The sequence below is a fragment of the Cohnella luojiensis genome, assembly GCF_004564235.1.
Classification (GTDB): Bacteria; Bacillota; Bacilli; order Paenibacillales; family Paenibacillaceae; genus Cohnella; species Cohnella luojiensis.
In genome coordinates, this window is sequence record NZ_SOMN01000018.1 from 41,149 (window position 1) to 65,793 (window position 24,645).

General features: G+C 51.1%; 15 protein-coding genes. 5 read left to right on the forward strand and 10 right to left on the reverse strand.

What is annotated here, in order from left to right; genetic code table 11:
• Nucleotides 1–121 precede the first annotated feature (121 nt).
• The 10 genes from E2980_RS13350 to E2980_RS13395 form a co-directional block, all read right to left on the reverse strand.
• Complete coding sequence (locus E2980_RS13350) at nucleotides 122–1,537, reverse strand: response regulator transcription factor (RefSeq protein ID WP_135152679.1); 1,416 nt, start codon at nucleotides 1,535–1,537, stop codon at nucleotides 122–124.
• A complete protein-coding gene (locus E2980_RS13355) occupies nucleotides 1,530–3,317 on the reverse strand; it encodes a sensor histidine kinase (RefSeq protein ID WP_135152680.1) in 1,788 nt (595 codons plus the stop codon). The genes E2980_RS13350 and E2980_RS13355 overlap by 8 nt, the downstream gene beginning before the upstream one ends.
• A 406-nt stretch (nucleotides 3,318–3,723) precedes the next feature.
• Nucleotides 3,724–6,501, reverse strand: a complete 2,778-nt coding sequence (locus E2980_RS13360) for an alpha-mannosidase (protein ID WP_135152681.1) — start codon at nucleotides 6,499–6,501, stop codon at nucleotides 3,724–3,726.
• Nucleotides 6,502–6,520: 19 nt separating this feature from the next.
• Nucleotides 6,521–9,664: an alpha-amylase family protein gene (locus E2980_RS13365; RefSeq protein WP_135152682.1), complete on the reverse strand. Its 3,144-nt coding sequence runs from the start codon at nucleotides 9,662–9,664 to the stop codon at nucleotides 6,521–6,523.
• On the reverse strand, nucleotides 9,657–10,982 hold the full coding sequence (locus E2980_RS13370) for a glycoside hydrolase family 125 protein (protein ID WP_135152683.1): 1,326 nt from the start codon (nucleotides 10,980–10,982) through the stop codon (nucleotides 9,657–9,659). The genes E2980_RS13365 and E2980_RS13370 overlap by 8 nt, the downstream gene beginning before the upstream one ends.
• 19 nt (nucleotides 10,983–11,001) lie before the next feature.
• The gene (locus E2980_RS13375; protein WP_135152684.1) at nucleotides 11,002–11,916 is read right to left on the reverse strand and encodes a carbohydrate ABC transporter permease; all 915 of its coding nucleotides are present in this window, start codon (nucleotides 11,914–11,916) and stop codon (nucleotides 11,002–11,004) included.
• 33 nt (nucleotides 11,917–11,949) lie between these two features.
• A complete protein-coding gene (locus tag E2980_RS13380) occupies nucleotides 11,950–12,885 on the reverse strand; it encodes an ABC transporter permease (protein ID WP_135152685.1) in 936 nt (311 codons plus the stop codon).
• Between the two features lie 79 nt (nucleotides 12,886–12,964).
• Nucleotides 12,965–14,455 carry an ABC transporter substrate-binding protein gene (locus E2980_RS13385; RefSeq protein ID WP_135152686.1) on the reverse strand — a complete coding sequence of 497 codons (1,491 nt, stop codon included), beginning with the start codon at nucleotides 14,453–14,455 and terminating at the stop codon, nucleotides 12,965–12,967.
• A gap of 143 nt (nucleotides 14,456–14,598) precedes the next feature.
• Nucleotides 14,599–16,116, reverse strand: coding sequence for a response regulator transcription factor (locus E2980_RS13390; RefSeq protein ID WP_135152687.1), 1,518 nt, complete (start codon nucleotides 16,114–16,116; stop codon nucleotides 14,599–14,601).
• A complete protein-coding gene (locus E2980_RS13395) occupies nucleotides 16,109–17,938 on the reverse strand; it encodes a sensor histidine kinase (protein ID WP_135152722.1) in 1,830 nt (609 codons plus the stop codon). Before E2980_RS13395 ends, E2980_RS13390 begins: the two co-directional genes overlap by 8 nt.
• Nucleotides 17,939–18,118: 180 nt before the next feature.
• Between E2980_RS13395 and E2980_RS13400 the strand changes: the two genes are divergently transcribed.
• From E2980_RS13400 to E2980_RS13420, 5 genes are all read left to right on the forward strand, one after another.
• Nucleotides 18,119–19,858, forward strand: coding sequence for a sensor histidine kinase (locus E2980_RS13400; RefSeq protein WP_167747115.1), 1,740 nt, complete (start codon nucleotides 18,119–18,121; stop codon nucleotides 19,856–19,858).
• A gap of 7 nt (nucleotides 19,859–19,865) precedes the next feature.
• On the forward strand, nucleotides 19,866–21,422 hold the full coding sequence (locus E2980_RS13405) for a response regulator transcription factor (protein ID WP_135152689.1): 1,557 nt from the start codon (nucleotides 19,866–19,868) through the stop codon (nucleotides 21,420–21,422).
• A gap of 106 nt (nucleotides 21,423–21,528) precedes the next feature.
• Nucleotides 21,529–22,824, forward strand: coding sequence for an ABC transporter substrate-binding protein (locus E2980_RS13410; RefSeq protein WP_135152690.1), 1,296 nt, complete (start codon nucleotides 21,529–21,531; stop codon nucleotides 22,822–22,824).
• A gap of 84 nt (nucleotides 22,825–22,908) precedes the next feature.
• Complete coding sequence (locus E2980_RS13415) at nucleotides 22,909–23,784, forward strand: carbohydrate ABC transporter permease (protein ID WP_135152691.1); 876 nt, start codon at nucleotides 22,909–22,911, stop codon at nucleotides 23,782–23,784.
• A 209-nt stretch (nucleotides 23,785–23,993) separates the two neighbouring features.
• Nucleotides 23,994–24,614, forward strand: coding sequence for a carbohydrate ABC transporter permease (locus E2980_RS13420; protein WP_338080677.1), 621 nt, complete (start codon nucleotides 23,994–23,996; stop codon nucleotides 24,612–24,614).
• Nucleotides 24,615–24,645 lie beyond the last annotated feature (31 nt).

Here is a 24,645-nt window from a genome sequence, read left to right on the forward strand (position 1 = left end):
ATGCACGCGTTTTATAGAATTCGCCGAAATTCTTTCAGTCGCAAAAAAAAAGAAAACCTCCCGCAAAGGTTTTCTAAAAATAATCCATATCCTTTCTAAAATAAATGCATAGGAAAGCGATTTATTTTTGCTCGCCGCGATATTGGGTCGGCGTTTTGCCCGTTATTTTCTTGAAGATGCGCGTAAAGTAAAAATAGTCGTGATATCCGATTTTTTCCGCGATCTCGTGGACGGAGTAGTTGTCCGAACTCAACAATTCGCAGGCGTAGGCGATGCGAAGCCGGGAGATGTACGTCGTAAACGTCTCTCCCGCTTCCTTCTTGAACAACTGGCTAATATAGCTTGGATTCATGAAAAATTGATCCGATAAATTCTGCAGCGAGATATCCTCGTTGAAATGGCTCGTCACGAATTGCAGGATGGCATTGAATGTTTGGTTTTTCGTTTCGACCGATGGCGAGTCGGAGCTTCTCATATACCGCGCGGTAAGTTTTTGGAGCTCATCCAGCATCGCGAACGCTTGGGGATAGGATTGAACCAATTGCTCGTAGCTGTATAATATGTTCTCCGCTTGCCCGAGACCGAACAGAAACGAAACCGTCATGTTGTACACCTGGAAGGCGTGCCGGATAGATAACGAGCGCGATCTGAACAAGCCTTCGATCCGTTCGAATACCAGATTCGCCTCTTTCTGGTCCTTGTCGCGAATCGCATCGTTCATTTCCATCATTTGCTTGTTCAGTTCGTCATTCTTGTATGACTGAGCGTCGAACACCCCGGCCTCGGCATTAACGAAAAACTGGTGCGCGAACAAGTCGGCCAGTGCGATTGCTTCCTTGATGACGCTGAGATCGGTCATTTTCTCGCTGATCCCGATGCCCTTTGTTCCCGGAGGAAAATGTTCGATCCATTTCCTTTTCCTTGTTTCGGCCTCGCGCGCGCCGAACAAATACGCGGTTTTGGAAGTTCCGATTTTCAGCTTGAGCACCGGCTCGTAGAAGTCCGGAAGCTCTCTTGGTCCCACGGCAACGACGGCCACGAATCCTCCCGTGCTCCAATCCGGAATGCGGTACTTCTTGAATTCCTCTTGCAGCTTCAACTGATTTTCCGAGCTAGGGTCATCTAGCAGTTGGATAAGCGAATAGTCGGGGTCAGACTTGGCTCCGTCCAGCGTTTTATTGATTTTCAAGAGCACGCCCGAGATTTCCATCTCGTCGAACGGCTTCAAACAATAGGCGACGGCTCCATAAGTCAACGCTTTCTGAGCGTAGGCAAACTCGGCGTAACCGCTGACGACGACGAATTGGATCCGAGAGGATAATCTCCTTCCCCGTTGAATAAGCTCGAGACCGTTCATCTCCGGCATCCGGATATCCGTAAATACGACATCCGGCTTGAGGCTCCCGATCGCTACCAGCGCTTCGGCTCCATTATAGGCTTGACCGACAACCTCGAAGCCATAGTGCTTCCAATCCACCAAATCCTTCAGGCTTTCCACGACCCAGCTTTCATCGTCCACGATCAGTACTTTACGCATTCGATTCCCTTCTTTCCGCGATCGCCAGACGAATGCAGGTTCCTTCGCCGAGAACGCTCTCCAAGCTTATTCCGCACTCGTTTCCGAACATCAATTTGATCCGGTTATTCACGTTGACCAGCCCGATGCTGCCACCGTCCTCCGCACCCGGCTCACCGGAGGAAGAAACCGACAGTTTGTTCCGAAGCTCCTCCAGCTTGCTTGGTTCTATTCCCGTTCCGTTGTCCTCCACGGTTACGATTAGCGTTCTCTGCTCGTCGACGAAGCCTTTTATCCATAATTCCCCGGCCTTTAACGTGGGTTCGAACCCATGATAGACCGCGTTCTCCACGAGCGGTTGCAAAATCATCTTCGGAATCGCGAAAGCAAGGGCCTCGTCCGTCATTTCATAATGAACGGAGAAACGGTCGGCGAACCGAATTTGCTGAATTTGGACATACGATTCGATCATTTTGACTTCGTCGCTAAGGGGAACGACATCTCCCCCCTTAATGCTGTAACGGAAGATGCTGGACAATGACCTCGTCATCGTTTTGATTTTGTTTTGCCCTTCCACGACGGCGATTCCCGTAATCGCTTCCAACGTGTTGTATAAGAAATGGGGGTTGATTTGGCTCCGCAGGAAAGCTAGCTCCGACTTCTTCTTCTCCAGTTCTATGCCGTACAAACGGCTGTTCGTCTCCAGCAAACGCTGCGTGAGATGGTCGATTTCATCGAGCATGCTATTAAGCTCGGAGGCCATGATGCTGATTTCCATATAGCCCTGCAAAGAGATTCTTTTTTTGAATTTGAGCAAGTCTCCTCTTTTTACGGTAGTCATGAAGAAGATGAGTTTTTTCAACGGACGCAATATATTGTTCACGATGAACATGAACGGGATTACCAAAACCAATAAGCATATTCCTAATATGGTTAACTCCAACCTGCGAATATCGAGCAAGTCGGCCAGCAATTCATCTTTGGGAGCCATGCTCAGTATGCTTCCTTCGATATCCGGCAAATTCACCGTCTGCATCACGTAGTTTTTGTCTTTCCATTCGATCATCGTGTCTTCCTCGCTCTGTCCCCCGGCGGGAATGTCTTGCAATCGGCTGCCGACCGGTTCTTGCGAATTGCTCGTAATCACTTTATGATCCCTGTCCAGCAAATAAATGTGCGAGCTATGTTGCTTCGAGGCATACTCTTGTTCCCCGGCAAGCGCTTTCGGATTCATGATGAAGAAAAGAGTGCCGACAAGACGGTTGAACATTTCGCCTTGCTCCTTATAATAGATCGGGGTCGCGAATATCAAGCCTTCTCCCGAGCCGTAGAGGTTGCCGAACTTCTGCATCCCGACGTAATGAGCATTTACTTTGGGGGGAACCGCGCTTTGCAACGACGATACGTACTTATTGCCGCCATAGAGATCTATCCACGCCCCGTTGACTCCGGAAATGACAATGTCCAGGATACCTTCCTTCAGCTCTTTCTGATTCGTTATCAACTCGCTTAAATCCTTGAATTGCTCGTATTTGAGCAAGTCGTTTTCCTCTACCAGGAAGCGTTGAACTTCCCCGTTATAGGATATATTTTGCATTAGCCTGTTAATAACGTCCTTGTTGGACGTCACGTTTTTCCTGATCTCGGAGACGGTCTGCTCGACGTACTCCTCGTGGTTCCGCGTAACCATCCCGGACATCATGGAGTAGCTATGAAAAATAACGATCAGGATTACGATAATGGTCGATGCTGCTAGAATGACAAGCTGCGATCGGATGGATAGTTTTCTTAGGAAGGCCACGTGCTCATCCCCTCTTTCTAGGGTGACTGCTATGGCTTATTATTGCTTCTGCCGATCGCCAACGTCAACATTCGATAGTCTTTTCTGTCGGCGACGAGTTACCTGTTAGCGGCAATTCGGTCATCAGGACCAGAACTGGAGTAATAGCGGAACCTCGTTCCGTTATTTCTGCCGTAAGCAGGGCTGGCGGAATTATAGCGGAACCTCGTTCCGTTATTTATACCGTGAGTGGGGCTGGCGGCGTTATAGCGGAACCTCGTTCCGTTATTTCTGCCGTGAGCGGGGCTGGCGGCGTTATAGCGGAACCTCGTTCCGTTATGGCGTCCAGCCACATGCAAAAAAGAGGCTATCTCGAAAGGTCATATAGACCTTGTGAGACAGCCTCTGTGCGATACGTATCGCTGAATTATTTGCTTGCAACGACGCCTACGGTGTAGATCTCGCATGGACCAAGCCTTGCCGCAAACGAAGCTTCCTTGCTGCCTGCCGGCTTCAAGCTGTCGCCAACGCTCTCCAGCACGTCGCTCTTGTAAACCGCAGCGTTCGCGCCATCGTTCGGTTGCACCTTCAGCTCCGCTTCTTCGGGACGCATGTTGAACCAGCGCAGCATCAGATCGCCCGTATCCTCCCCGATTTTCGCGGAGGAGAACGCGATGCCCTCGCCCTGCCACGCCAAGAAAGCGTGGACCGGGGCAAGCGCTCCCCCATGGATGCCGGTCTGAACGGTCGTCCATGGCGTTTGGAACTGGTAGGCGGCAGAGAACGCACCGGATGCAGCCCCGTCGCCTTGATGGGGAACGATCATGAGCTCAACCGTATGCTCGCCTAGGCATTGCGCTTCCGGAGTCGGGAAGACGCCCCAGTCTCCGAGCTCCGCGACGGCGCGAAGCAAGGTCACGGCGATCGTATTCCGGCCGTCTCTTAACACTTCGTATTCGTTCAGCCCTTTGTTGGCTATCGTCAAGCCCCGATTCTCATCGCTAACGTCGGCGAAGGCTTGCTGGTGCTGCGCGTTGCTCGGGTTCTCCCACTCGGCTGCCGGTTCGTTGTCGCGAACCGCCACCTCGAAGATCGCGTCCGCCCGATGAACGGCCGTAGCCAGATCCGTCGGAAACAGCGCGCGCACGCGATGATCCTTGGCTTGGTTGTCGAAGGTCGCGCGAGCGCTGACGCCGCGGCCCGAGCGCTCCAGGCTGACGACTGTCCGGATCGTCAACGGCACGGTTTCCTTCACCCGCTGAGCCTTGCGCAAAGGATAGTCAAGCGCTTCCTGCTTCTCCTTCTCGAAGGTATCGTCCGCCGATGCCGGTACGGCCCAGCGGTGAACGATCTCGACGGAAGCGCGATACGCGGTATCCTCAATGACCTTGATTTCCGCCGCTAAACCCTTGGTCGTTAGCGATTGTTCCCCTTCCGGCTGCTTATACATATACTCGTTGCCGATATCGCCCGTATCCTCGTACACGAGCAAGTCGCGGTAGGTACGTCCGCTTGCCTTGTCCGTAACGGTCAAGGATCCATCCTCCGCGATCTCGATGCTCAGGAATTCGTTCGCAAGCGACCGAGCGCCGGACACAAGGGATTCTTCCGAGGACGGTTGCTTAACGGCAGGTGCTTGATCGCCGGCTTGCGCTTCAAGAACCCAGCCATAGGCCTTCAGTCCGAGCGCAGGGACTTGAGCCGCTTCGAAGACCAGCTTCACGCGGCGCGCCCAATAAGGCTGACGGAACTTATCGTCCGGCAGATCGTAACCGAACTGCAGTCCGAGATCTTCCATCGTATAAGGAACCTGCTTGCCTTCCGAATCCACTAACGAACGGCTGGTTACATCGACGTCCCTCATCCGACGAATCATTTCTTCCCGACTCAGTCCATCCCGATAATAAAGCCGCGCGACATCCAGCTCGACCTCTACCGTTCCGCTGCGCGACCAACCCGTCGTATTGAAGACGACGAACGGCAGCGCGTCTTTCCCCAATCGGGAGAATACGTCCGTATTCACCGCTTCTGCTATCGCGCGCTTGCTATCGTCGACGATCGTCTCCGCGACATGCCGGCTCTTATCGAACCGGGTGACCATTTCGCGGTGCACTTCGTCCACGCTGCACCCGCAGATGCTGTCATGCGGATGGTTCTGCATGAGCGTTTTCCAAGCGTACTTCAGCAGATGATGCGGATACGCCGCTTTGGTTATTCCGTGCGCAAAGGCAGCCAAAGGCTCGGCCACCTTCTCGAGCAGAGTTTGGCCTCGTTGGTTCATCTGCTTTAGATAAACCCTTGCGGAAGCCGTATTCACAAGCGTCCACCAGCCATCGGTCCTTTGGCTGCGAAGCTCGCCTTTAACGCTCGAAAGCTCACGATCCAAGGCGCGTTCCACCGAAGCGATGTAATCCGGGAAATTGGAATGAATGAACTCGATATCCGGATACAGCTTTCGGGCGGTGCGAATCGCCTCCGGCAAATCCAACTGAACAGGCTGGTGGTCAACCCCGTTCATGAACAGCAACTCGCTGGTGGATGCGTATTTCTCTGCATCGGCCAGCTTGCGGGTCCAATATTCCTTCGCTTCTTGTTCATCTACCGGCACCTCATTGCCATTGGAATACCAATTGGCAAACAGAATGCCCAACACCTTGGAGCCGTCCGGACTTTCCCAAATCAGCTCCGAGAACGAAGACTCGTAGCCGCCGTCCGAAACCATGTTATTAAAGCCGGTCGGCTTCACTCCGCGGCCGAAAAAGACATTGTTGATGCCGGACTGCCGCATCAATTGCGGGGTTTGTCCGGCAAGGCCGAACGTATCGGGGAAATAGCCGATTTTCGCCGGCGTACCGAAGCGTTTTGCGTCATCGTGCCCAACCTGCATGTTGCGCACGTTCGCTTCGCTGCTGGTTAGAAACGCATCCTGTAAAATGTACCAGGGGCCGATAATGATGCGGCCGTCGCGGATATGTTTTTCCAGACGATCCTTTTGATCGGGGCGAACCTGGAGATAATCCTCCAAAATGATCGTTTGACCGTCCATGTAAAAGCTTTTGAACTCCGTGCCCTCATCCAGCTTATCCAGCAAAGAGTCCACTAGATTGATCAGGCGCACATGGTGTTTCTCGTATGGCAAATACCATTCGCGGTCCCAGTGGGTATGGGAGATGATATGCGCGGTTTTTCTGTTCGTTGAGTCCATCTAAATGAATATCTCCTTTCTATTCCGCCCGAGCGTCGAATTGCGCTCGCACTTCCACCTCGTCAGGTCGATACACCGAGGTTACGCGACCTTGGAGATCCGTAGCAAATAATACAACGCGCTCCCGTTCCAACGCAAAAGAATAAGTCGCCCCTGTACCGGCAGACTTAACCTCTATTAGAGTATCGTAAGCATATTCGGAAACGAAGACATAAAGCGCTCCGTCTTTATATTGAAGACATCTGCCATAGACGCCCGGCAGATTGCCGCCCTTGATCCATTCCATTTTTCCCCGATAACCCGACGCTTGAAGCACGTGCTCGTACAACCGGGCGATCGGCTCGGACCGTTCGTTCAGCTCTAACGGCAATGGGGACCAGATTAGGCGCCCCCGTCCGTAGGCCGCTTCGACAACCGCGTCAGCCTCAACCTTCGCCGTAACGCTTCCGTTCAAGACGACTTCCTTGAATACTTCGGCGATTCTGCGGTTTGCGTAAGACACCGGGTAAGCCCGGCCGCCGATCACGATCTGCTCTTCACGAACCACGTTGCTTAGCTTCCGCTCGCCGAGAGCTTCCGCAAGGCGCTTCGATTTTCGCCAATAAGCATCTAGTCCGAGAGGGCCGGTAAAGAGCATGGTCGCTCCCGTCCGGTCTACGATATCGAGCAGCTTGGCGAACGCGGCGTCGTCGAAATTGTGGGCGGACGGAACGATAATCAGCTTGGCGGGCGCCGATTCCAGCGCCTCCAGGTGATATTCCGACACCCCGCGGAAAGGCACCTTCAGTTCGTATCCCAATACTCTCGTTAACCGCGTCGTGGCATCGAACGCCAGCTTGCGATTCGAGAAATCGTTGGAGTAAGGGAACACGACGGCGACATCCTCAAGCTCTCGATCGCGGAACAAGTCCCGGATTCCCTCCATGAAGCTTCCGAAGCGATAGGACACGTCCGCTTCCGGTTTCTCCGTCCCGTCGGCCCTTAAAGCGCCGATATGGGATTCGTTGGCGTTATCCATATAGAAGTTGGTGTTCCAGATCCACTGCACGGCTCCGGCTCCGCCCGCCGCGAACGCATAGGCATACTTGCGTTCCAGCATGGCGCGGAGCTCTTCCTCGGACCGCTTCGCGAAGCCGTCCGGCGTCTCCACGTACATGATGCCCGTCTCCTGAACGACGTTCGGCTTATTCGCCGTCTTGGCGAAGATCCCGTCCCATAGCAGTTGGTCGTTCAGCCACCACGAGTGAACGGTCGTGTAGTCCGTCGCCTCCTCGTAGAAGAACGGCGACGGTCGTTGCGCGCCCAGCGCTTCGTCTTGGCCGACCGTAACCAGTTGCTTCGGGCATTCTTCCTTGATAACGTCGTACAGCTGCTTCGCCCATCGGTTATGCATGTCCATGGAGAATAGCACATAGTCCAGCCAGCGGGTGCCCTTCTTGCCTTGGTGCATGTCCTGCACGTCGAAGTTAATGTCTTCCGGCTCCGGAACGGTAGCCGAAGCGAAGTCCGGCAACTCTCCCGGCGTCATGCCCCACCGCTCGCGCAGCTTCTCGATCGAGCCGTGACGCAAGGCTAACCATTCCGAATAAGCCGCTTTCTCGAACGGATCCCGGCTAGACCGAGGGCCGTTAGAGAAGATCCGCTGAGGATCGAACATCGACGGCTCGTTAATCAGATCCCAATCGATATTGGTCGTGTCGCGGTGACGGCTGACGATCGAACGGACGAACCGCTTCTGCGCTTCCACGCTACGGGGATCCAGATAAGGGTTCGCGCCCTCCCAAGTTTCAGGCGTAAACGAGAAGAAAGTGAACGTTACCTGAAGGTCGTTCTTCTTCGCGGTCATGATAAACGCGTCGATCGAGCGAAGCACCTCCTCGGAGGCGTGACCGTCCACCTGCATCACGTTGCGGTAAGCCGTCCATATTCCCGTGCGTATCCAGTTGATACCGGCTTTGCGCATCTGGGCCATATCGCGATCCCATACAGAAGCGTTGGGAAGAAAAAGAAACTTCCGCGCGACGTCCGACGTCATATACGTCATTCCCACCACGGGCAGCGGACGTCCGTCCTTTTCGAAGTAGTCTCTTCCGCTCGAAAGCAAACCGCCCGACTGCAGCAGCTTGGCGTCCGCGCCCCAGAAACCCTGACGCAGCATACGCGTCTCGCCGTCCGAGGACTCGGCGAGGCATTTCACGCTATAAAATCCGCCGCGGACATCGATACGAAGCGGAATCCGCTTAATCGCAAGTCCCTGTCCCACGGCGGCGTTAAATTGAAATTGGAATTCAGCCCACTCATCGTCCTGATAGCTCACCTGAATCGTAAACGTCCACTCGGTTTCCTTACCCTCGTCATCCGCTTGCCCGCGTCCCAGCTTCTGCGCCTGGAACGTCAACATCGGCCGTTCGTGCAGCTCGTACGAAGCATAGCTAGGCTTCAGCCACAGCTCCGTGACGCCGGACGCGCAAAAGCGAGCCCACTCGCGAAGAGCCTTCAAACCGCCTCGCTCGGCGAATTTCGCACCAAGAGGTTGATTGATGAACAGCCAGCGCCCGCCGGCGAAATCGCCCTTCGTGTTCTCCCAAAGCACGGCAGGCGCCGCGACTTCGCGATCCTCGGACGAGATGCCTTTCAGAACCGGATAGATATGCGCGTCCATTGGACCGGCCGATCCCATCTGATGAGGCAGGTCGCTCGACTTGGTCACGTGCGGCACCAAGTTCCACGTATCCGCCACATCCAATAGCAATTCCCGGTCCTGAAATAATGGGATATCGCCATTCGCCGCCAGCTTAACAACGGGACGGGACAGAACGGACAGCATCTCGTGGATGCGGAGCTGCCGATGATAAGCCGTCTGTTCCGGCTCGACGAACCATTCCCCATCCGCCTTCCTGACAGGCACACGGAACGGAGCTCCCCCCGCGCTGATCAAGCCTCCGCCGCGCTTCAGGAAAGCAAGCAGTTCCTCCCATATCGCGATCGGAAAATAAGGCGCGTGCATCGAAACGAAACATCCGCCTTCTGCCTCTCTAAGCAGAGCCGTAACTCCCTCGACATCGGACACTTCTCCGATTGCCCGCAGCTGTTCTAAATCTTTTTCCCCGAACCCGACAGCACCCGGAAAAGAAGAATCGTAGAAAATAATCGGTTTAGGCATCGAGCAACCCTGCTTTCATCGCCTTATAGACGAGTTGCGAAAATAAGCTATTGGACCACGCGAACCATTTTCGAGTAAACTCGTTCGGATCGTCCGCATGAAAACCTTCATGCATAAAGCCGGTGTCGGCATCCGTGGCTTCCAACAGCGAGATCATCTCCAGCTGCTCCTCAGCGGATACAGCCGTCAGTCCCTGCATGGACAACGCCATATGCCAAATGTAATCCGGCGGCGTATGCGGGCTTCCGATTCCTTTAGCCACTTTGCCTTCGTAATAGAACGGATTATGCTTGCTGAGCGCGAAACGACGCGTATTCTCGTAAATGGGGTCGTCCGCGCTCGCATAACCGAGATAAGGAATCGAGATCAGGCCCGGCGTTCCCGCGTCGTCCATCAGGCAATAATTGCCGAAGCCGTCGGTCTCGTACGCATAGATCGGTCCGAATTCAGGGTGACGGTAGATGCCGTACAGCTGGATGCCATGGTTGATTTCCCGTTCCAGCTTGGCCATTTCTTTCTCGAACGACAGGTCGCGGAACACGAATTCGGCCATTTCCCGCATCTGCCGCAGGGTAACGACGGCGAACATGTTATTCGGGATATTGTAGTGGAAATCGCAAGCGTCGTCGCTTGGACGGAAGCCGGACCAGACCATCCCGGTATAATTGACGGGCATTCCCAAGCCGTCGTTCATGAGCGAGTCGGTCATAATGCCGTTATCCCGTTCGAAGCGGTAAGGCGAATGCTCGAAATGCAGCTGTTCCCGTCTCCACAAATCCACCGTCGTCCGCATCGCTTTCTTGAAATCCGAATCGAAGATGTCCGCGCGTCCCGTCTCTTTCCAGTAGGCGTAAGCCAGACGCATCGAGAAGCAGATGGAGTCCAGTTCGAACTTGCGTTCCCAAACCCATGGCGACATTTCCGTTACGTCGTCCGTGTTCCAGTGCCAGTCGTTCGCCATTTCGTTAAACGCGTTCGCGTAAGGATCGATCTGAATATATCGCATATGAAGCTTGATAAGACCGCCGATAATCCGTTGCAGATCGGCGTCATCCTTGGCGAAAGGCACGTATTGGATGACCTGCTCGACGGAATCCCGCAGCCACATCGCGGGAATATCCCCCGTAATGACGAAGGTCGTCCCGTCCTCCAATAGCTTGGTCGTCGTCTCGAGCGTGTTCGGGAAGCAGTTCTTGAACAGCTGAAGAAGCTTCGGCCGGTGCGCCAGCTTCGTCTCCGCTTCGGCCAGCACGTCTTGCACCGATTGCGGAAGCTTGAGCTCCGGCATGGCGATCTTAGGCAATCTGAATTGTTCCATGGATAAGGTTCCCTCTTTCTTATTCTTTAACGGCGCCTACAGTCAGGCCTTGAACGAAATAACGTTGGAAGAAAGGATAAGCGAGCACGATCGGACCGGTCGCAAGCACGACCATCGCCATTCTCGACGTATCCTGCGGCATGGACTGCAGCACTCCCATTCCGAGCGAAGGGTTATTCGAGTTCTGCAGAATGAATTGCATGCTGTTCTCGATCCTGATCAGCATCGACTGCAGCGGAACCAAGTTCGGATCCTCGATGTACAGCAGCGCGTTAAACCAGTCGTTCCAATAACCGAGCGTGCTGAACAAAGCGATCGTCGCGAGTCCGGGAAGCGCGAGCGGAATGACTAAACGGAAGAAAATGCCAAACTCCCCCGCTCCGTCTATTTTACCAGATTCTATGATCGCATCGGGAATCATTGTGGAGAAAAACGTGCGCATGATCATGATATAGAATGCGTTAACGGTAAGGGGAAGAATCAAAGCCCATATCGAATTTTGCAAACCAAGCAGCTTCGTCGTCACGATGTAAGTAGGCACAAGCCCGCCATTGAACAGCATCGTGAAGAACGCGAAGAAAGAGAAGAAATTACGGTATTTGAATCCTCTCCGGGAGATCGCGTAAGCGAACAAGGAGATGAAGACCATACTGAGCGCCGTACCTACGACGGTAACGAAGATCGTTACCCCATAGGATCGCAGCAATTGGTCGCCTGCCTTGAATATATAGTCGTAAGCGTCGATGCTCCATTTTTTCGGAAACAGGGAGTACCCGTCGCGCGCCAGCGTCTTCTCGTCCGTGAACGAGATGATCGTGACGAACAGGAAAGGAAAGACGCAAGCCAGCGCGAATAGACCGGCAATCATATTGAAAATGACGTTCCATACGGGCGACAGCTTGTGGAAGTCCCTTGGTTTGGTCAAGGATGCCATGGAGGATTCTCCTTTCTGGGTTCATTTGGCGTTTTAGAACAAAGCATTGTCCTTATTGACTTTGCGGACGACGTAGTTGGACGTGATTACCAGCACGAAGCCGACGAACGATTGGTATAATCCCGCCGCCGTGCTCATTCCGATCTCGCCGGTCGTCTTCAAGCCCCGATAGACGTACGTATCGATAACGTTCGTTACGTTATACAACGTGCCCGAATCGCGGGTAACCTGATAGAACAAGCCGAAGTCCGCGTAGAAAATACGTCCGATCGCGAGCAACGTCAGTATCGTCATGAGCGGAGTCAGCATTGGCAAGGTGATGTTGCGAATCTGCTGCCATTTATTGGCCCCGTCGATCATGGCCGCCTCGTACAAGGATTTGTCGATCCCCATGATGGCCGCCAGATAGACGACGCTATTATAGCCGAGCGATTTCCACAGGAATACAATGACGATAATGAACGGCCAATATTTAGGCTCGGAATAAAACTGAACCGGATCGATGCCGAAGGCGAGGGCGATCTTGTTCACCATGCCCCTGTCGAAGCTGAGAAAGCTATATGCGAAATAACCGACGATGACCCAGGACAGGAAGTAAGGCATGAACATCCCGGTCTGGTACCATTTCGCCAGCTTCTTGTTTGCGATTTCGGAAAGGACAATGGCCATTGCCACGGCCAGAACGAGACCAATGAAAATAAAAACGATATTGTAGAGCAACGTATTGCGGGTAATGATGAACGCGTCGTCGGTGCTGAATAGGAACTTGAAGTTATCGAAGCCGACCCATCGGCTGTTGATAATGCTGGACAGGAAACCGCCGCTGACGCGATATTCCTTGAAGGAAATAATCGTGCCGAGCATCGGCAAATACGCGAAGAAGATAAACCATAGGGTGGCGGGAAGCACCATCAGTAGCAGCGCTTTATTGCGATCGAGATCTTTGGCGAAGCGCCCTAAGGTTTTCATGGGAATCACCCTTTCTGTAAGGTCCGTAATAAAAAAACGGGCGAATGCCGAACATTCGCCCCGGTACTATGATTTGTTCTTACTTATTGTTGGCTGTTTTCCAAGCGTCCATCTGGCTTTGCGCTTCGGCTAGGATTTTGCCCAGGCCTGCGTCGTTAAGCTTCTTGATCGCTTGAGGCGCATATTTCTCCGGATCGACCGTACCCGTCATCAACGGCGCCCAGAAAGCTTCCTTCGCATTCTGTACGGCCGCGATCTCGTTGGATACCTTCGTAGGATCGAAGTTGAAGCCAAGAAGGATCGCAGGTTTGCCTGCATCGTTATAGGATTTGAACTGTTCCCATTTGTCGGCAGGATCGCCCGGGTTCAGGTGTGTCAGCATCACGTTGCCGAGCGAGAAGGTCGGCATGTCGTAGTTTTTGGATTCCGGCAGGTTCTCCATGTAGTTGGCGTCCGTTTTCTTGTAGTGCGTGCCTTCGATACCGGAGTCTACCAGGTTGCGCAAGACGGGATCCGTATTCAACAGGTTCAGGAATTCCATCGCTTTTTCTTTGTTCTTGGAGTTGGCGGAGATCGCTTGCATCGAGCCCATGACGGACAGGTTGTAGATCAGCGCGTCGCTTTGCGGCGTCGACACGATCGGGTAACCGTAGCTAGTGGACCATACGTTGTCCGCGAAAGGCTGAGTCGTCGCTTTGTCCGTGAACCATTTGCCCGTCGCTTGGACGTCCGAGGACGATTCAAGCGTTGCAGCTTCGGTTGGAACGTAGCCGGCCGTGTAGTACTTGTGCATGGTCGCAAGAGCTTGCTTCATCTCCGGCGTTTCGAATATGTTTACGATTTTGTAGCCGGTGTCGTCAAGCTTGACGGCAAGCGGGAACTTCTCGATCAGGTAGTCATAAGGCGTATAAGGCATGAAGTTCTTGTCCACTTGAAGAGGGACGACATCCGGGTTGTTCTGCTTAACGGTCTTAAGCAATGGCTCAAGGCTTTCAAGCGTGCGAACGTCCGCGATGCTCAGCTTGTTCTCGTCGAGAAGGTTCTTGTTGAAGCGCCATACCTCTTGGGCGGGAAGCTCTTTGTTGGCGGGAACGCCGTAGTTCTTGCCGTCAACCTTGGAGCCTTCCAGGAAAGCCGGGTCCAATACTTCCGTAATGCCTTTGCCTTGCGCCTTCAGAAGATCGTCGATCGGGGCAAAAGCGCCTTTCCGTGCATTCTGCACGTAGTCGAAAGCCCACGAAGCGGTGAACATGATGTCCATGTCGGCTCCGGAAGCCGTCAATACCTGCATCTTCTGGTTGTAGTCGCCCCAGTCGATCATGGTCATTTTAACGGTAACGCCGATTTTGTCTTTCGTGTATTTGCTAACCTCTCCCATGATCTTGTCGACGTCTTTCTGCGGGGTGCCGATCGTGTACCAGCTAAGCTCGACCGGTTCCTCCGAGTTGCCGGCATTGCCGGTTGGAGATGCGTTGTTCGAAGAGCCGTTGTTTCCGCAGGCGCTCAAGAAGAGCATGACTGCCAGAATGGACGCGAGTCCGATCGATAATTTTTTGCGGGTGCTACCCATGGTATTGCCTCCCTTTGTCTGTGTGACGCGTATGTTCTTGCAACTTCTATTTGTATCTTATCGAATGAAAACATTTTCAAAAATATTAGAAAACAAAGATTAAGTGTACAAACTAAAGAAAGGAACCGCTTAACGCTTTCGCGTTACTGCAGCCCCTTGTATTCGCTCGGCACGATGCCGACATGCTTCTTGAATTGCTTGTAGAAATAGCCGATTTCCCAGTAACCGACTTGCTTGGCGATTTCATTCACCTTCAAACGGCTATCAATTAGCAGCGCTTTGGCCTTGTCGATGCGGAATTTGTTTATGTAATCCGCGAATGTATCGCCCGTCTGCTTGTGGAAAAGCTGGCCGAGATAATTGGGATGGATGTGGTATTGCTGTCCGAGCGTTTTCAAAGTCAGGGCTTCCGCGTAATGCTCTTGGATATACCGCAGCACCTGCTTGATAACCGGACTCATGTCCTCGCCGGAGAACGAATCGATGGCATAGAGCGACACTTCCTTGACGGCATCCTCGACGCCTTCCAAGGTAGCCGCGGCCATCGCTTTATCGAGCGCGTCCTTGTAAGCCTCCGTAGAGTCGGCCCGATTGAGCTTATCGGCTTCCATCTTCATCCGGATGATCAACTCGACCGCCGCGCTCTTCGTTCTCGCGGGGTTCATGCCCTCCGCAGCCCTTATGGCCGCGAAATCGCTGCCGATCCGTCCCAGTAATTCAGCCTTATCCTTGGCCATGATCGACTTAGCATAGGTTTCCCAGTCCAATAGGTCCTTTGGAAAAGAGGGCGATGCCGATGGCAGCTGCCCATAATCGACGAAATGCAGATCCGGCATCACCAGGAAGTATTGCTGCGCTTTGCGCGCTTGTTCATAGCTCTTGCCGGTCTCGGCCATGGGCTGCACGCTGCCGAGCGCGATGCGAATTCGGGAATTTCGGCTCTCCCAGGCTTTAGCCAAATTGCCAAGAGCCTTCACCGCTATACCTTTCCCATGCTCCGCATCGTCCATGCAGAAGACAATGACCATACTGCCGTCGGCGTCATGGAACCGTAGGAACTCACCGGCTCTTTCGAGCAGCCTTTCCGCGGCTTCGTAAGCTTCTCCCGAATCGTCGGATAACCGAATAATCGCGATAGCCGCATAAGGCTTCGTCAGATCGATGCCGAGAAGCGCCGTCCTCTCCGCCAGCTCCGGAGGAGCGATGCGTCCAGAGATCCAGCGGGTCATGACGTTATCTCTCAGAATGCCGATCTCGTCTTTCCCGAAGACCCTCTCCGGTTTGCCCGCATTCAGCTTATCTACCGTGCCGACCAACGTAGCTTCCAATTCTTCGAAGCGAATCGGCTTGAGCAGGTAATTCTCGATGCCAAGCCGCATGCCTTCCTTCAAATAGCCGAATTCGTTAAAGCCGCTCAGAATAATGACCTTCAGATGCGGCAGGAACGAGCGGGCTTGGCGGATGAGTTCCAGACCGTCCATGACCGGCATCGAAATGTCCGTAATCAGAATATCCGCCGGCACCTGCCGCAGCCGCTCCAGCGCTTCCTCCCCGTCCTCCGCGCTGCCGACGATCTCAAGCCCGAAGGCGGACCAGTCCACCGCGTCGCTCAAGCCTTCGCTAATGAACGGTTCGTCGTCTACGAGCAATACTTTATACATTCTTGGCTTCCTCTCTTTCCTCCGGCGCGGGCCAGCTCACGGTAACCGTAGTCCCGTTCCCCGGTTCGCTCTCGATGTTTACCCCGTAAGAGGGTCCGTAAACTAACCTTAGCCGTTCATGCACGCTGCGCAGCCCGAAGGATTGTCCTTGCTCGGCCTCCGGCAAATTCAGCGCCTGCATCATTTGCTTAAGCTTCCCGGGCTCGACCCCTTTGCCATTGTCGCGGATTCGAACGACGACCAGCCCGTCCTCCTTGGCGGCATCGATCGTCAACCGGTTATCCTTGCGCCGCGACTCCATGCCGTGCACGATATAGTTCTCGACGATAGGCTGCAGCAGCATCTTGAACACGGGTATATTCAAGATTTCGGGCTCGCACTCGATCGAATACGCAAACTTGTTCTTGTATCGGATCCGGAAGAGCTCCAGGTACAATCTGCACATCTCCAGCTCCTCGCCCAGCGTGTTCTCGGGACTTAGGCTAACCGAATTACGGAATAAAGCGGCCAAGCTGTATATCATTTCCCCCACATCTTCCGCGCCCTGGGACATCGCCCGCATCCGGATCACTTCCAGCGTATTGTAGAGGAAGTGCGGATTCACCCTTGCTTGCAGCGCGGCGAGCTCCGTCTGCTTCATGCGGATTTCGGCCTTGTATTCCCGGTCGATATGCCTGCCCAGCTCGTCGAGCATATCGTTAAAGCTATGCGAGATTTGACCGAGCTCGTCCTCCCTGGAATCCTGGAGGCGGGCGTTCAGATCGCCGCCCTCGACCTTTTTCATGAAATAGACGATTCTGTTCGTTCGCCTCGCTATGTTAAAGATCACGAGGGAAGGAATAATGACGGCGACCGCTATGCAGATGGAGCTGATTAGAATGATCGTCCTCTTCAGTCCCGCGTATGCTTCCGCCACCACGCTTTTCGGAGAGATGCCTACGACGATATAGCCGGCTTTGTTCTGAGTCAAGGTGGAGATATAAGAGGGCTCGTCCAGCGTTTCGACATCCCTAAGGGAGCCGATCTGCTCCATATACGGGAAAACCCGACCGTAATAACGATTCGAGGAGTCGGATAAGACTTGTCCGTCCGGCGTCAGAACAAGAATCGTCCCCTTTAGCGGGGTGCGGCTTTGCTCAAGGGCTTTGTTCACCATTCCGGCGTCGAAATAAACGAGCATCTGCCCGATATTTTTCAGCGTATTCTTATCGTTCACTTGGCTGCGCATGGAATACAGCTGCGGGTTCCATTGCCCGATCAGCTTTCGGATCCACGTGTTCGGCGTCGCCGCGATGGGCCCTTCCGCAGCCATGACCTCGGGAATGTAGGAACGCGTCGGGTTCGTGGAGTATAGCTTGCGTGGACCGTTCGAATTAAAGACGTACATCTGCTGCATCTCGGTGCTATAGAGGAGGACGTTCTGAATGTCGGGATCCGATTCCATCCGGTTCGCGAGAAAGCTCAGAATATCCACCGCGCTCTCGTTGCCGCCCGCGTAGTTCTGATCCAGCATGTATTGCACGTAGTCGTTATACGGATGCCTGAGAAAATAAGACGCGTTGCTCGCGAGCAGGTCGTTCCGGTAAATATCCTGAACCGTGTTCTGGACCCAATCGTATTTCTGCTCGAGGTAACGGTTGACCCGGTCCATCGCCTGCTTCTGGTTGTTTAGTTCGCTATTCACGATGGATGCGGACATGAGGTTATATAGCAAATAGGAAAGCGTGATGATCGTCAAGTTGACGATGATCGCGAAGACGAATATGACTTTGATGAACAGGTTATTGCGAATGTAGTTGCGGTAAATCTTCCCGAGTCGCACCTTGAAGCCTTCTCTCGCTCGAATGATGTTGTTGCCGCCATTATAACACGAGCGCATCTTCAGTTCATTCAATGTTCTATGATTTGCCGCAGGATATGGTAGATTCATGGTGAGAAAACAGCTATCATTGAAGCAGTTGCTGCCTCAGGCTTGCCCCTATACATGAGGAGAGAACCACCCATGAGATGGCTCAAGAAAAGTTTATTCGCTAAGCTGCTTGTCGTAATGCTAATATCTGCAACCGTTCCCTTCACGCTATCGAATATGATTTCCTATAAAACGACATCTACTTCGGTGGAACGGCAGATCATCGAATTAAATCTGAATACGATGGATGTCGGTTTGGAACATGTACAACGTTATTTGCATGACTTGAATCGGATCTCCGTTTCTTTGTATTATCGGGAAACGCTAATGAATGATTTGCGGCAAAGCGTGTTTCTTCCTAATCAAATCCTTTCTATAGGCAACCAGATCAATCTAATGTATAATCAGCGTTCGGAATTCCGCGGCGTAACCTATACCAGCGCTATAAACGGCCAGACTTTTACCCGATTCAAAGAAGGGCTTCCCGCAAACACATCACATCCGTTCAACTCTTCCATCGGGCAGACTGAAAATAGGCTTTATACGGTATCCCATGTGGGTAATGAAAGGGTATTGGCCGTCCATAAAAAGCTGATCGACTATCCGGACCCTCAAGTATTAGGGTATTTATCCATATACAGCGGGCTAGAGGAAATAGGCAATCTAATTCGTTCCGCGGCAAGCCCCTCCAAGGATCAAGTGTTTCTATATCTTCACGAGAACATGGAGCTTCTTTATGCAACCGAGGAGTCCGCGCCCCACCATGAGTGGACTATTAGCAAGGTATCTGATCTGACGGGTAAACGGGGAGTGTTCAACGGAAATTTAAACGGTGAGAACGGTATCTTTATCTATGTGAAAAAGAATTATTTGGAATTGCCGCTAACCGTATTCAAGTTCGTAAGCAATACAGCCATCAATGAATCGGCAAATCAAACGTTGAACAGATCACTCCTTATTCAATCTATCGCCATTTTGTTCGTGATTATATTGGCTTCGACTTTGAGCTACCTGACGCTTGCTCCGATCAAGCGGCTTCTGCGTACGATTGCACGCGTTCAAACCGGTAACTTTGATGTGAAACCGGAAGGAGAACGTTTGGACGAGCTGGGGATCCTTGAAAAGAGGTTTCAAACTATGATCCGGAATCTCGACGATTTGATGAACCGGGAATACCGAAATCGGTTGGAATTGTCGACGGCGCAAATAAAGATGCTTCAAGCTCAAATCAATCCTCATTTTCTCTATAATGCCCTGCAATCCATTGGGACACTGGCGCTTCGTCACGGTTCGGAGGAAATTAACAAAAAAATTGCCGAATTAGGCTCAATTCTTCGTTACAGCATGGATTTTAAGGTAGAAGAGGTTACCATGCAGACGGAGATTCAGCATATTGAGCATTACTTATCTTTGCAAACAGGCAGATTTAGAAACAGGTTATTGTACACACTAAGCTGTTCCGAGGAAGCCATGCAGGTTCGTATACCTAAGATGATCCTGCAGCCTTTGATTGAAAACAGTATTATTCATGGCTTGGAAAGAGGCAAGGGATCGGGGACGCTGCATATCTCCATCGAGATGGACGATGAGCTTTGGATTCGCATCATCGATAACGGCAAGGGGATACCGCCTGAAACGATAGAACGAATCCGCAAGGATTACGCGAAACAAGAGCTTCATTCCGGTGAAGAAAGCGGAATCGGACTTATCAATGTATTAAACCGGATGAGACTGTACTTTGGCCAGGAGTTCAGCTGGGAAATAAATAGTATTCCTTATGAAGTGACAACCATCTCACTACAGATTGCAGGCAATGGGCTGAGAAAGGAGTGACGATATCATGAAGGTTCTTATTGCCGATGACGAGGAGCATGTGAGAGAAGGGATCGAACTGGCCATTGATTGGGCTAGGTTCGGAGTAGAGGAAAGGCTTTTTGCAGCTGACGGCAACCAGGCGATCCAGCTCATTCGTCGGTATCAGCCACCTGTCTTGTTCTGTGATATGAGTATGCCTGGAATGGATGGCCTGGAATTGCTCCGGCACGTACGCGAAGAGGGATTAGACATCCAGATCATTGTTGTGAGCGGTTACGATGACTTTATCTATACACGTGCAGCGATAAAGGCTAATGGCGTGGATTATATCCTGAAACCATTCTGGAAACAGGATTTGGAAGAGGCGTTGGGCAAAGCCATAGCCGCATGGAGACAATCCGAATCGAGCCAGCGCGATTATCAGCAAACGCAATACCGTCTAAAGCAAGCCGACGCTATGCTAGACGAGCAGAAGCTCGCTTCGTATTTTAACGGGGAGACCGGTTATCACGAAGGCCTGCGAGGATTGCTAGTTAAAACCGGGCTTCCGCTCGAGCTCATTAGAGTTGCCCTGATTTTGCCTCAAAATAGGAAGGACCTTGTCGATCGCCGCTTCTACGGGGATGAAGAATTGTTCATCTTTGCCGTTAACAATATTCTGCATGAGATTCTAAAACCATATGGGGTGCACTATCTGTGTAAATTGGATGAATATCAATGGCTGTTATTATCCAGCGCAAAGGAAGGATTCAGCACTTCTAAGGAATGTCAGCGCTATCTAGCGAAAACTACAGAAGCATGGGATTCGACATTAGGACTGAAAGTGCTGACGGGATTAGCCGATCAGGAGGCTGATCTCCATTCGCTTCCAGAAGCCGTAAGGGCTGCACGGGCCATTCTGCTTCAGAGCAAATTGCAGCACACGGATACTCCAAGTAAGTTGCTTCAAGAAGTACCTCCCCGCTTTCTGGATCAGCAGGTACTATTGCGGGCCGCATTGAAAAATAAAGATAAATTGTACGCAGCGGAGATCATTCACTCTTTTGTACAGAAGCTTAAAGAACACGAGCTTCAGTTAAAGAAGCTTCAGGTTTCTACGATTGAAGCCAATCTCATGCTGGAGCACGCGAGTCAAATGATTTCCTCCTCAGGTGAAACGGGGGTAAAGTTCATTCCGCTTTGGATTAGCGATTTGAATGAATGGGAGAGCTTACAAATTCAGCAATGGTGGGCGTTAATGGAGAGCGAAGGAAGCGAAAGCTTAGGTTCAAGAGGCATTCAGGCAGTTCATGATTATATCCGCATGCATTTTCAAAATGAGCTGTCACTTTCCGCATTATCAGAAAGGTTTCATTTTAGCCCGCAGTATATTTCTAAAAAATTCAAAGAAATATACAATACAACGGTCATGACATACATAATCGAATTAAGGATGGAAAAGGCTAAATCCTTGCTTACTCACACCGAGATGCAAGTTTCGGAAATCGCTAATTCTCTAGGATATACGGACGAGAACTATTTCGGTAAAGTGTTCAGAAAGGTTAACGGTGTATCCCCGCTTCAATATCGGAAGCAACAATGAGATTCAGATGTTCCTCTTTTGAGCGAGAATATTCCCTGCCTTATTCGGACTGTCGCCCGTAAAATGAGGGAGTACGAAAGAACAACCATAGGGGGCACTGAAACTAATGAAAAAGATGTTATCGATGTTGATGGTCTGTGTACTGGTTTTGCTGTCTCTCTCCGCCTGTGCTGGCAAAAAAGAGCCCGCGCAAAATACAGCCGCTCCAGACAGCAATAATGAAGCTGTTAAAGAAGGAACACCGGAAAAGGTTAAGCTTAATCTGCTTCAATTCAAAATCGAAATTACAGATAAAGTCAAGGCAATGGCTGCCGACTACATGGTACAAAACCCGCACGTTACTTTCGATGCACAAGTATCCAGTGATTATGACACTCTTCTAAAGACACGTTTTGCTTCTGGAGACGAGCCGGATATTTTCTTCACCAAAGCTTTCACGGATATTACGGATTGGTCCGATAAACTAGCCGATTTATCAAATGAGCCTTGGATGTCGAAGGTTTCCCCTTCCGCAGTGCAAGGGATGACGGTAGATGGCAAAAAGCTCGGCTTTCCGGTCGCATTCGAAGGCTATGGATTTATTTATAACAAAGATTTATTTGCCAAAGCCGGTATTGATAAGGTTCCTGCTACATTAACGGAGCTCAAGGCAGCGAACGAGAAGCTGAAGGCTGCAGGAATTAATTCCTTCTCCGAAGGTTATAAAGAATGGTGGATATTGGGCCAGCACTTGTTCAACCTGCCGTTCGCATACGAGAAGGATCCGGTTGCAACAACTGACAAGATCAACAAAGGCGAAGCAAAAGTAAACGATGTTGCAAACATGAATGGCTTCTTCGATGTGTTGGATATGACTCTTGATTACGGTAAGGGCAGCCAATCTGTTGGGGTTAGCTACGACAACCAGGTTTCCGACTTCTCAACTGGTAAAACAGCTATGATGCAGCAAGGGGTTTGGACCATTGACTCCATCCTCAAGATTAGTAAGGATATCAACATGGGTATGTTCGCGATTCCATTGAACGATAATCCAGAGGATACTAAGCTGCCTGTAGGCGTTCCTGCATACTACGTACTCAACAAGAACAGCAAAAACTTGGAGGAAGCCAAGAAGTTTCTGAACTGGCTTCATGAGAACGGACAGAAATATTTGGTTGATTCCTTCAAGCTGATTCCGGCTTTCACTGACCTGACTACATCACCCGATCTTGGGCCTCTGGCATCTGATCTTAGCTCATATGTTGAGAAAAACCAGACCATTCCTTGGGCATTTACATTATGGCCAACCGGTGCAAACCGCGAGTTTGCCGGACAGCTTCAAGCTTATGTCGGCAAGCAGATGACTAAGGAAGAGACATTGGGTGAAATACAGAAGATTTGGCAGGACGGAGTCAAAAAGTAAGAATAAGTAATCGGGACAAGGTGTATAACCGCCTCAAGCGGTTATACACCTTCTTACATCAAACTGGTAAAAGGGGGAAGCTTAATGACGGCGAGGACCCGAAGACTTATTACTTATGCCGCCTTTATAACACCTGCGCTCTGCTTTTTCACTCTTATTATCTTCATTCCTTTTTTGCGGGCGATTCTGTTCTCCTTCCAGGATTGGAACGGCATCAGCAGCGAAATCGGTTGGGCCGGATGGTCAAATTATTCAGAGCTTTTCAGCGACAAGGGATTTATTAGATCCTTTACCTTCACCGTAAAATTTGTCGTTGCTACAACGGTTCTACTTAATGTAATCTCTCTTGCTTTAGCATTGGCTATGAATCTTTCATTAAAAACCCGGAACTTTCTACGTACGGCATTCTTTCTTCCGTATGTAATCGGAGGGGTTATTATTGGTTTTATCTGGCAGTTTATCATAACCCAGCTGTTTGCTGAAGTTGGAATATCTACAGGCTGGTCATTATTTCAGAAAAACTGGCTGAGTCTCCCTGATTATGCCTTCTGGTCGCTGGTTATTGTAACCGTGTGGCATTCAGTGGGTTACTTCATGATCATCTATCTGGCTGCCCTCCAGGGTGTTCCGAAAGATATGATGGAAGCCGCAGAAATCGATGGCGCAGGGCCGCTTAAACGGTTTTGGAACGTAACAGTGCCATTGATTCGCCCGGCGATGACCATTAATCTATTTTTGGCCATTTCAAGCGGTTTTAAAGGCTTTGATCTAAATTTTGCCCTGACTAAGGGTGGACCGTTCGGAACTACGGAATCCCTTGCGCTGCATATCTATTTGGATGCTTTCACAAAAAATTTGTTTACGTATGCTTCAGCTAAAGCTGTCGTGTTCTTTCTAGTATTGGCCGTAATTACTCTAGTTCAGGTAGCTGTTATGAAACGCAGGGAGGTGGAGATGTGAATCAAGGGCGATATAACGTAGGCAAGCTTGCACTTGAGTTGGTTATGCTTGCATTCGGTTTACTTTTCTTCTTTCCCCTGTATTTAACGATAATCAATGGATTTAAGACATATAATGAAGTTGTGACCTCAACTACTAGACTCCCTGAAGTGTTTCAATTCCAAAACTTTACAGCGGTTTGGAATCAAATCAACTTCCCTGGAGTATTTATGAATTCCATCATTATCACTGTCGTTTCGGTGGCAGGTATATTACTGATTAGCTCCATGGCAGCCTATCAGTTAGTTCGTCATCCTGGACGCACAAGCCAGATTATTTTTCTGGTGATTTTGTCCTCCCTGATTATTCCATTCCAAACCATGATGATTCCGCTCGTGAAAGTGGCCAAGGATTTGAATATTATTAACACGATTCACGGAATTATCATTATGTACTGGGGATTTGGTATTCCGTTAGCCCTGTTCCTCTATCATGGTTTCATTAAAGCCGTTCCGAAGGAGCTCGAGGAAGCCGCCAGTATTGATGGCAGCGGCCCGGCAGGCATCTTTTTCCGTATCTTGCTGCCATTGCTTAAACCCATTACTTCGACAATTGCGATTCTGCACTCGCTTTGGATATGGAATGACTTCCTATTACCGTTAATTACGCTAAGCTCAGTGGAGAACAAAACGATCCCGCTCGCCGCATCCGTATATTTCGGCCAGTATACGAACGAGTGGCATCTGGCCATGGCAGCGTTGACTTTGGCTATTCTGCCGATTATGCTGTTTTTCCTGTTTATGCAGCGATACATCATCCAGGGAATAACTGCTGGAGCAGTCAAAGGGTAAGATTACGCCGGAACCATCGCATTCCTTATAT

Bases quoted from the DNA above. Each gene is read 5' to 3' on its own strand.
- E2980_RS13350 (WP_135152679.1), bottom strand. From the start codon at position 1,537: ATGCGTAAAGTACTGATCGTGGACGATGAAAGCTGGGTCGTGGAAAGC.
- E2980_RS13360 (WP_135152681.1), bottom strand. From the start codon at position 6,501: ATGGACTCAACGAACAGAAAAACCGCGCATATCATCTCCCATACCCAC.
- E2980_RS13365 (WP_135152682.1), bottom strand. From the start codon at position 9,664: ATGCCTAAACCGATTATTTTCTACGATTCTTCTTTTCCGGGTGCTGTC.
- E2980_RS13370 (WP_135152683.1), bottom strand. From the start codon at position 10,982: ATGGAACAATTCAGATTGCCTAAGATCGCCATGCCGGAGCTCAAGCTT.
- E2980_RS13375 (WP_135152684.1), bottom strand. From the start codon at position 11,916: ATGGCATCCTTGACCAAACCAAGGGACTTCCACAAGCTGTCGCCCGTA.
- E2980_RS13380 (WP_135152685.1), bottom strand. From the start codon at position 12,885: ATGAAAACCTTAGGGCGCTTCGCCAAAGATCTCGATCGCAATAAAGCG.
- E2980_RS13385 (WP_135152686.1), bottom strand. From the start codon at position 14,455: ATGGGTAGCACCCGCAAAAAATTATCGATCGGACTCGCGTCCATTCTG.
- E2980_RS13390 (WP_135152687.1), bottom strand. From the start codon at position 16,116: ATGTATAAAGTATTGCTCGTAGACGACGAACCGTTCATTAGCGAAGGC.
- E2980_RS13400 (WP_167747115.1), top strand. From the start codon at position 18,119: ATGAGATGGCTCAAGAAAAGTTTATTCGCTAAGCTGCTTGTCGTAATG.
- E2980_RS13405 (WP_135152689.1), top strand. From the start codon at position 19,866: ATGAAGGTTCTTATTGCCGATGACGAGGAGCATGTGAGAGAAGGGATC.
- E2980_RS13410 (WP_135152690.1), top strand. From the start codon at position 21,529: ATGAAAAAGATGTTATCGATGTTGATGGTCTGTGTACTGGTTTTGCTG.
- E2980_RS13415 (WP_135152691.1), top strand. From the start codon at position 22,909: ATGACGGCGAGGACCCGAAGACTTATTACTTATGCCGCCTTTATAACA.
- E2980_RS13420 (WP_338080677.1), top strand. From the start codon at position 23,994: ATGAATTCCATCATTATCACTGTCGTTTCGGTGGCAGGTATATTACTG.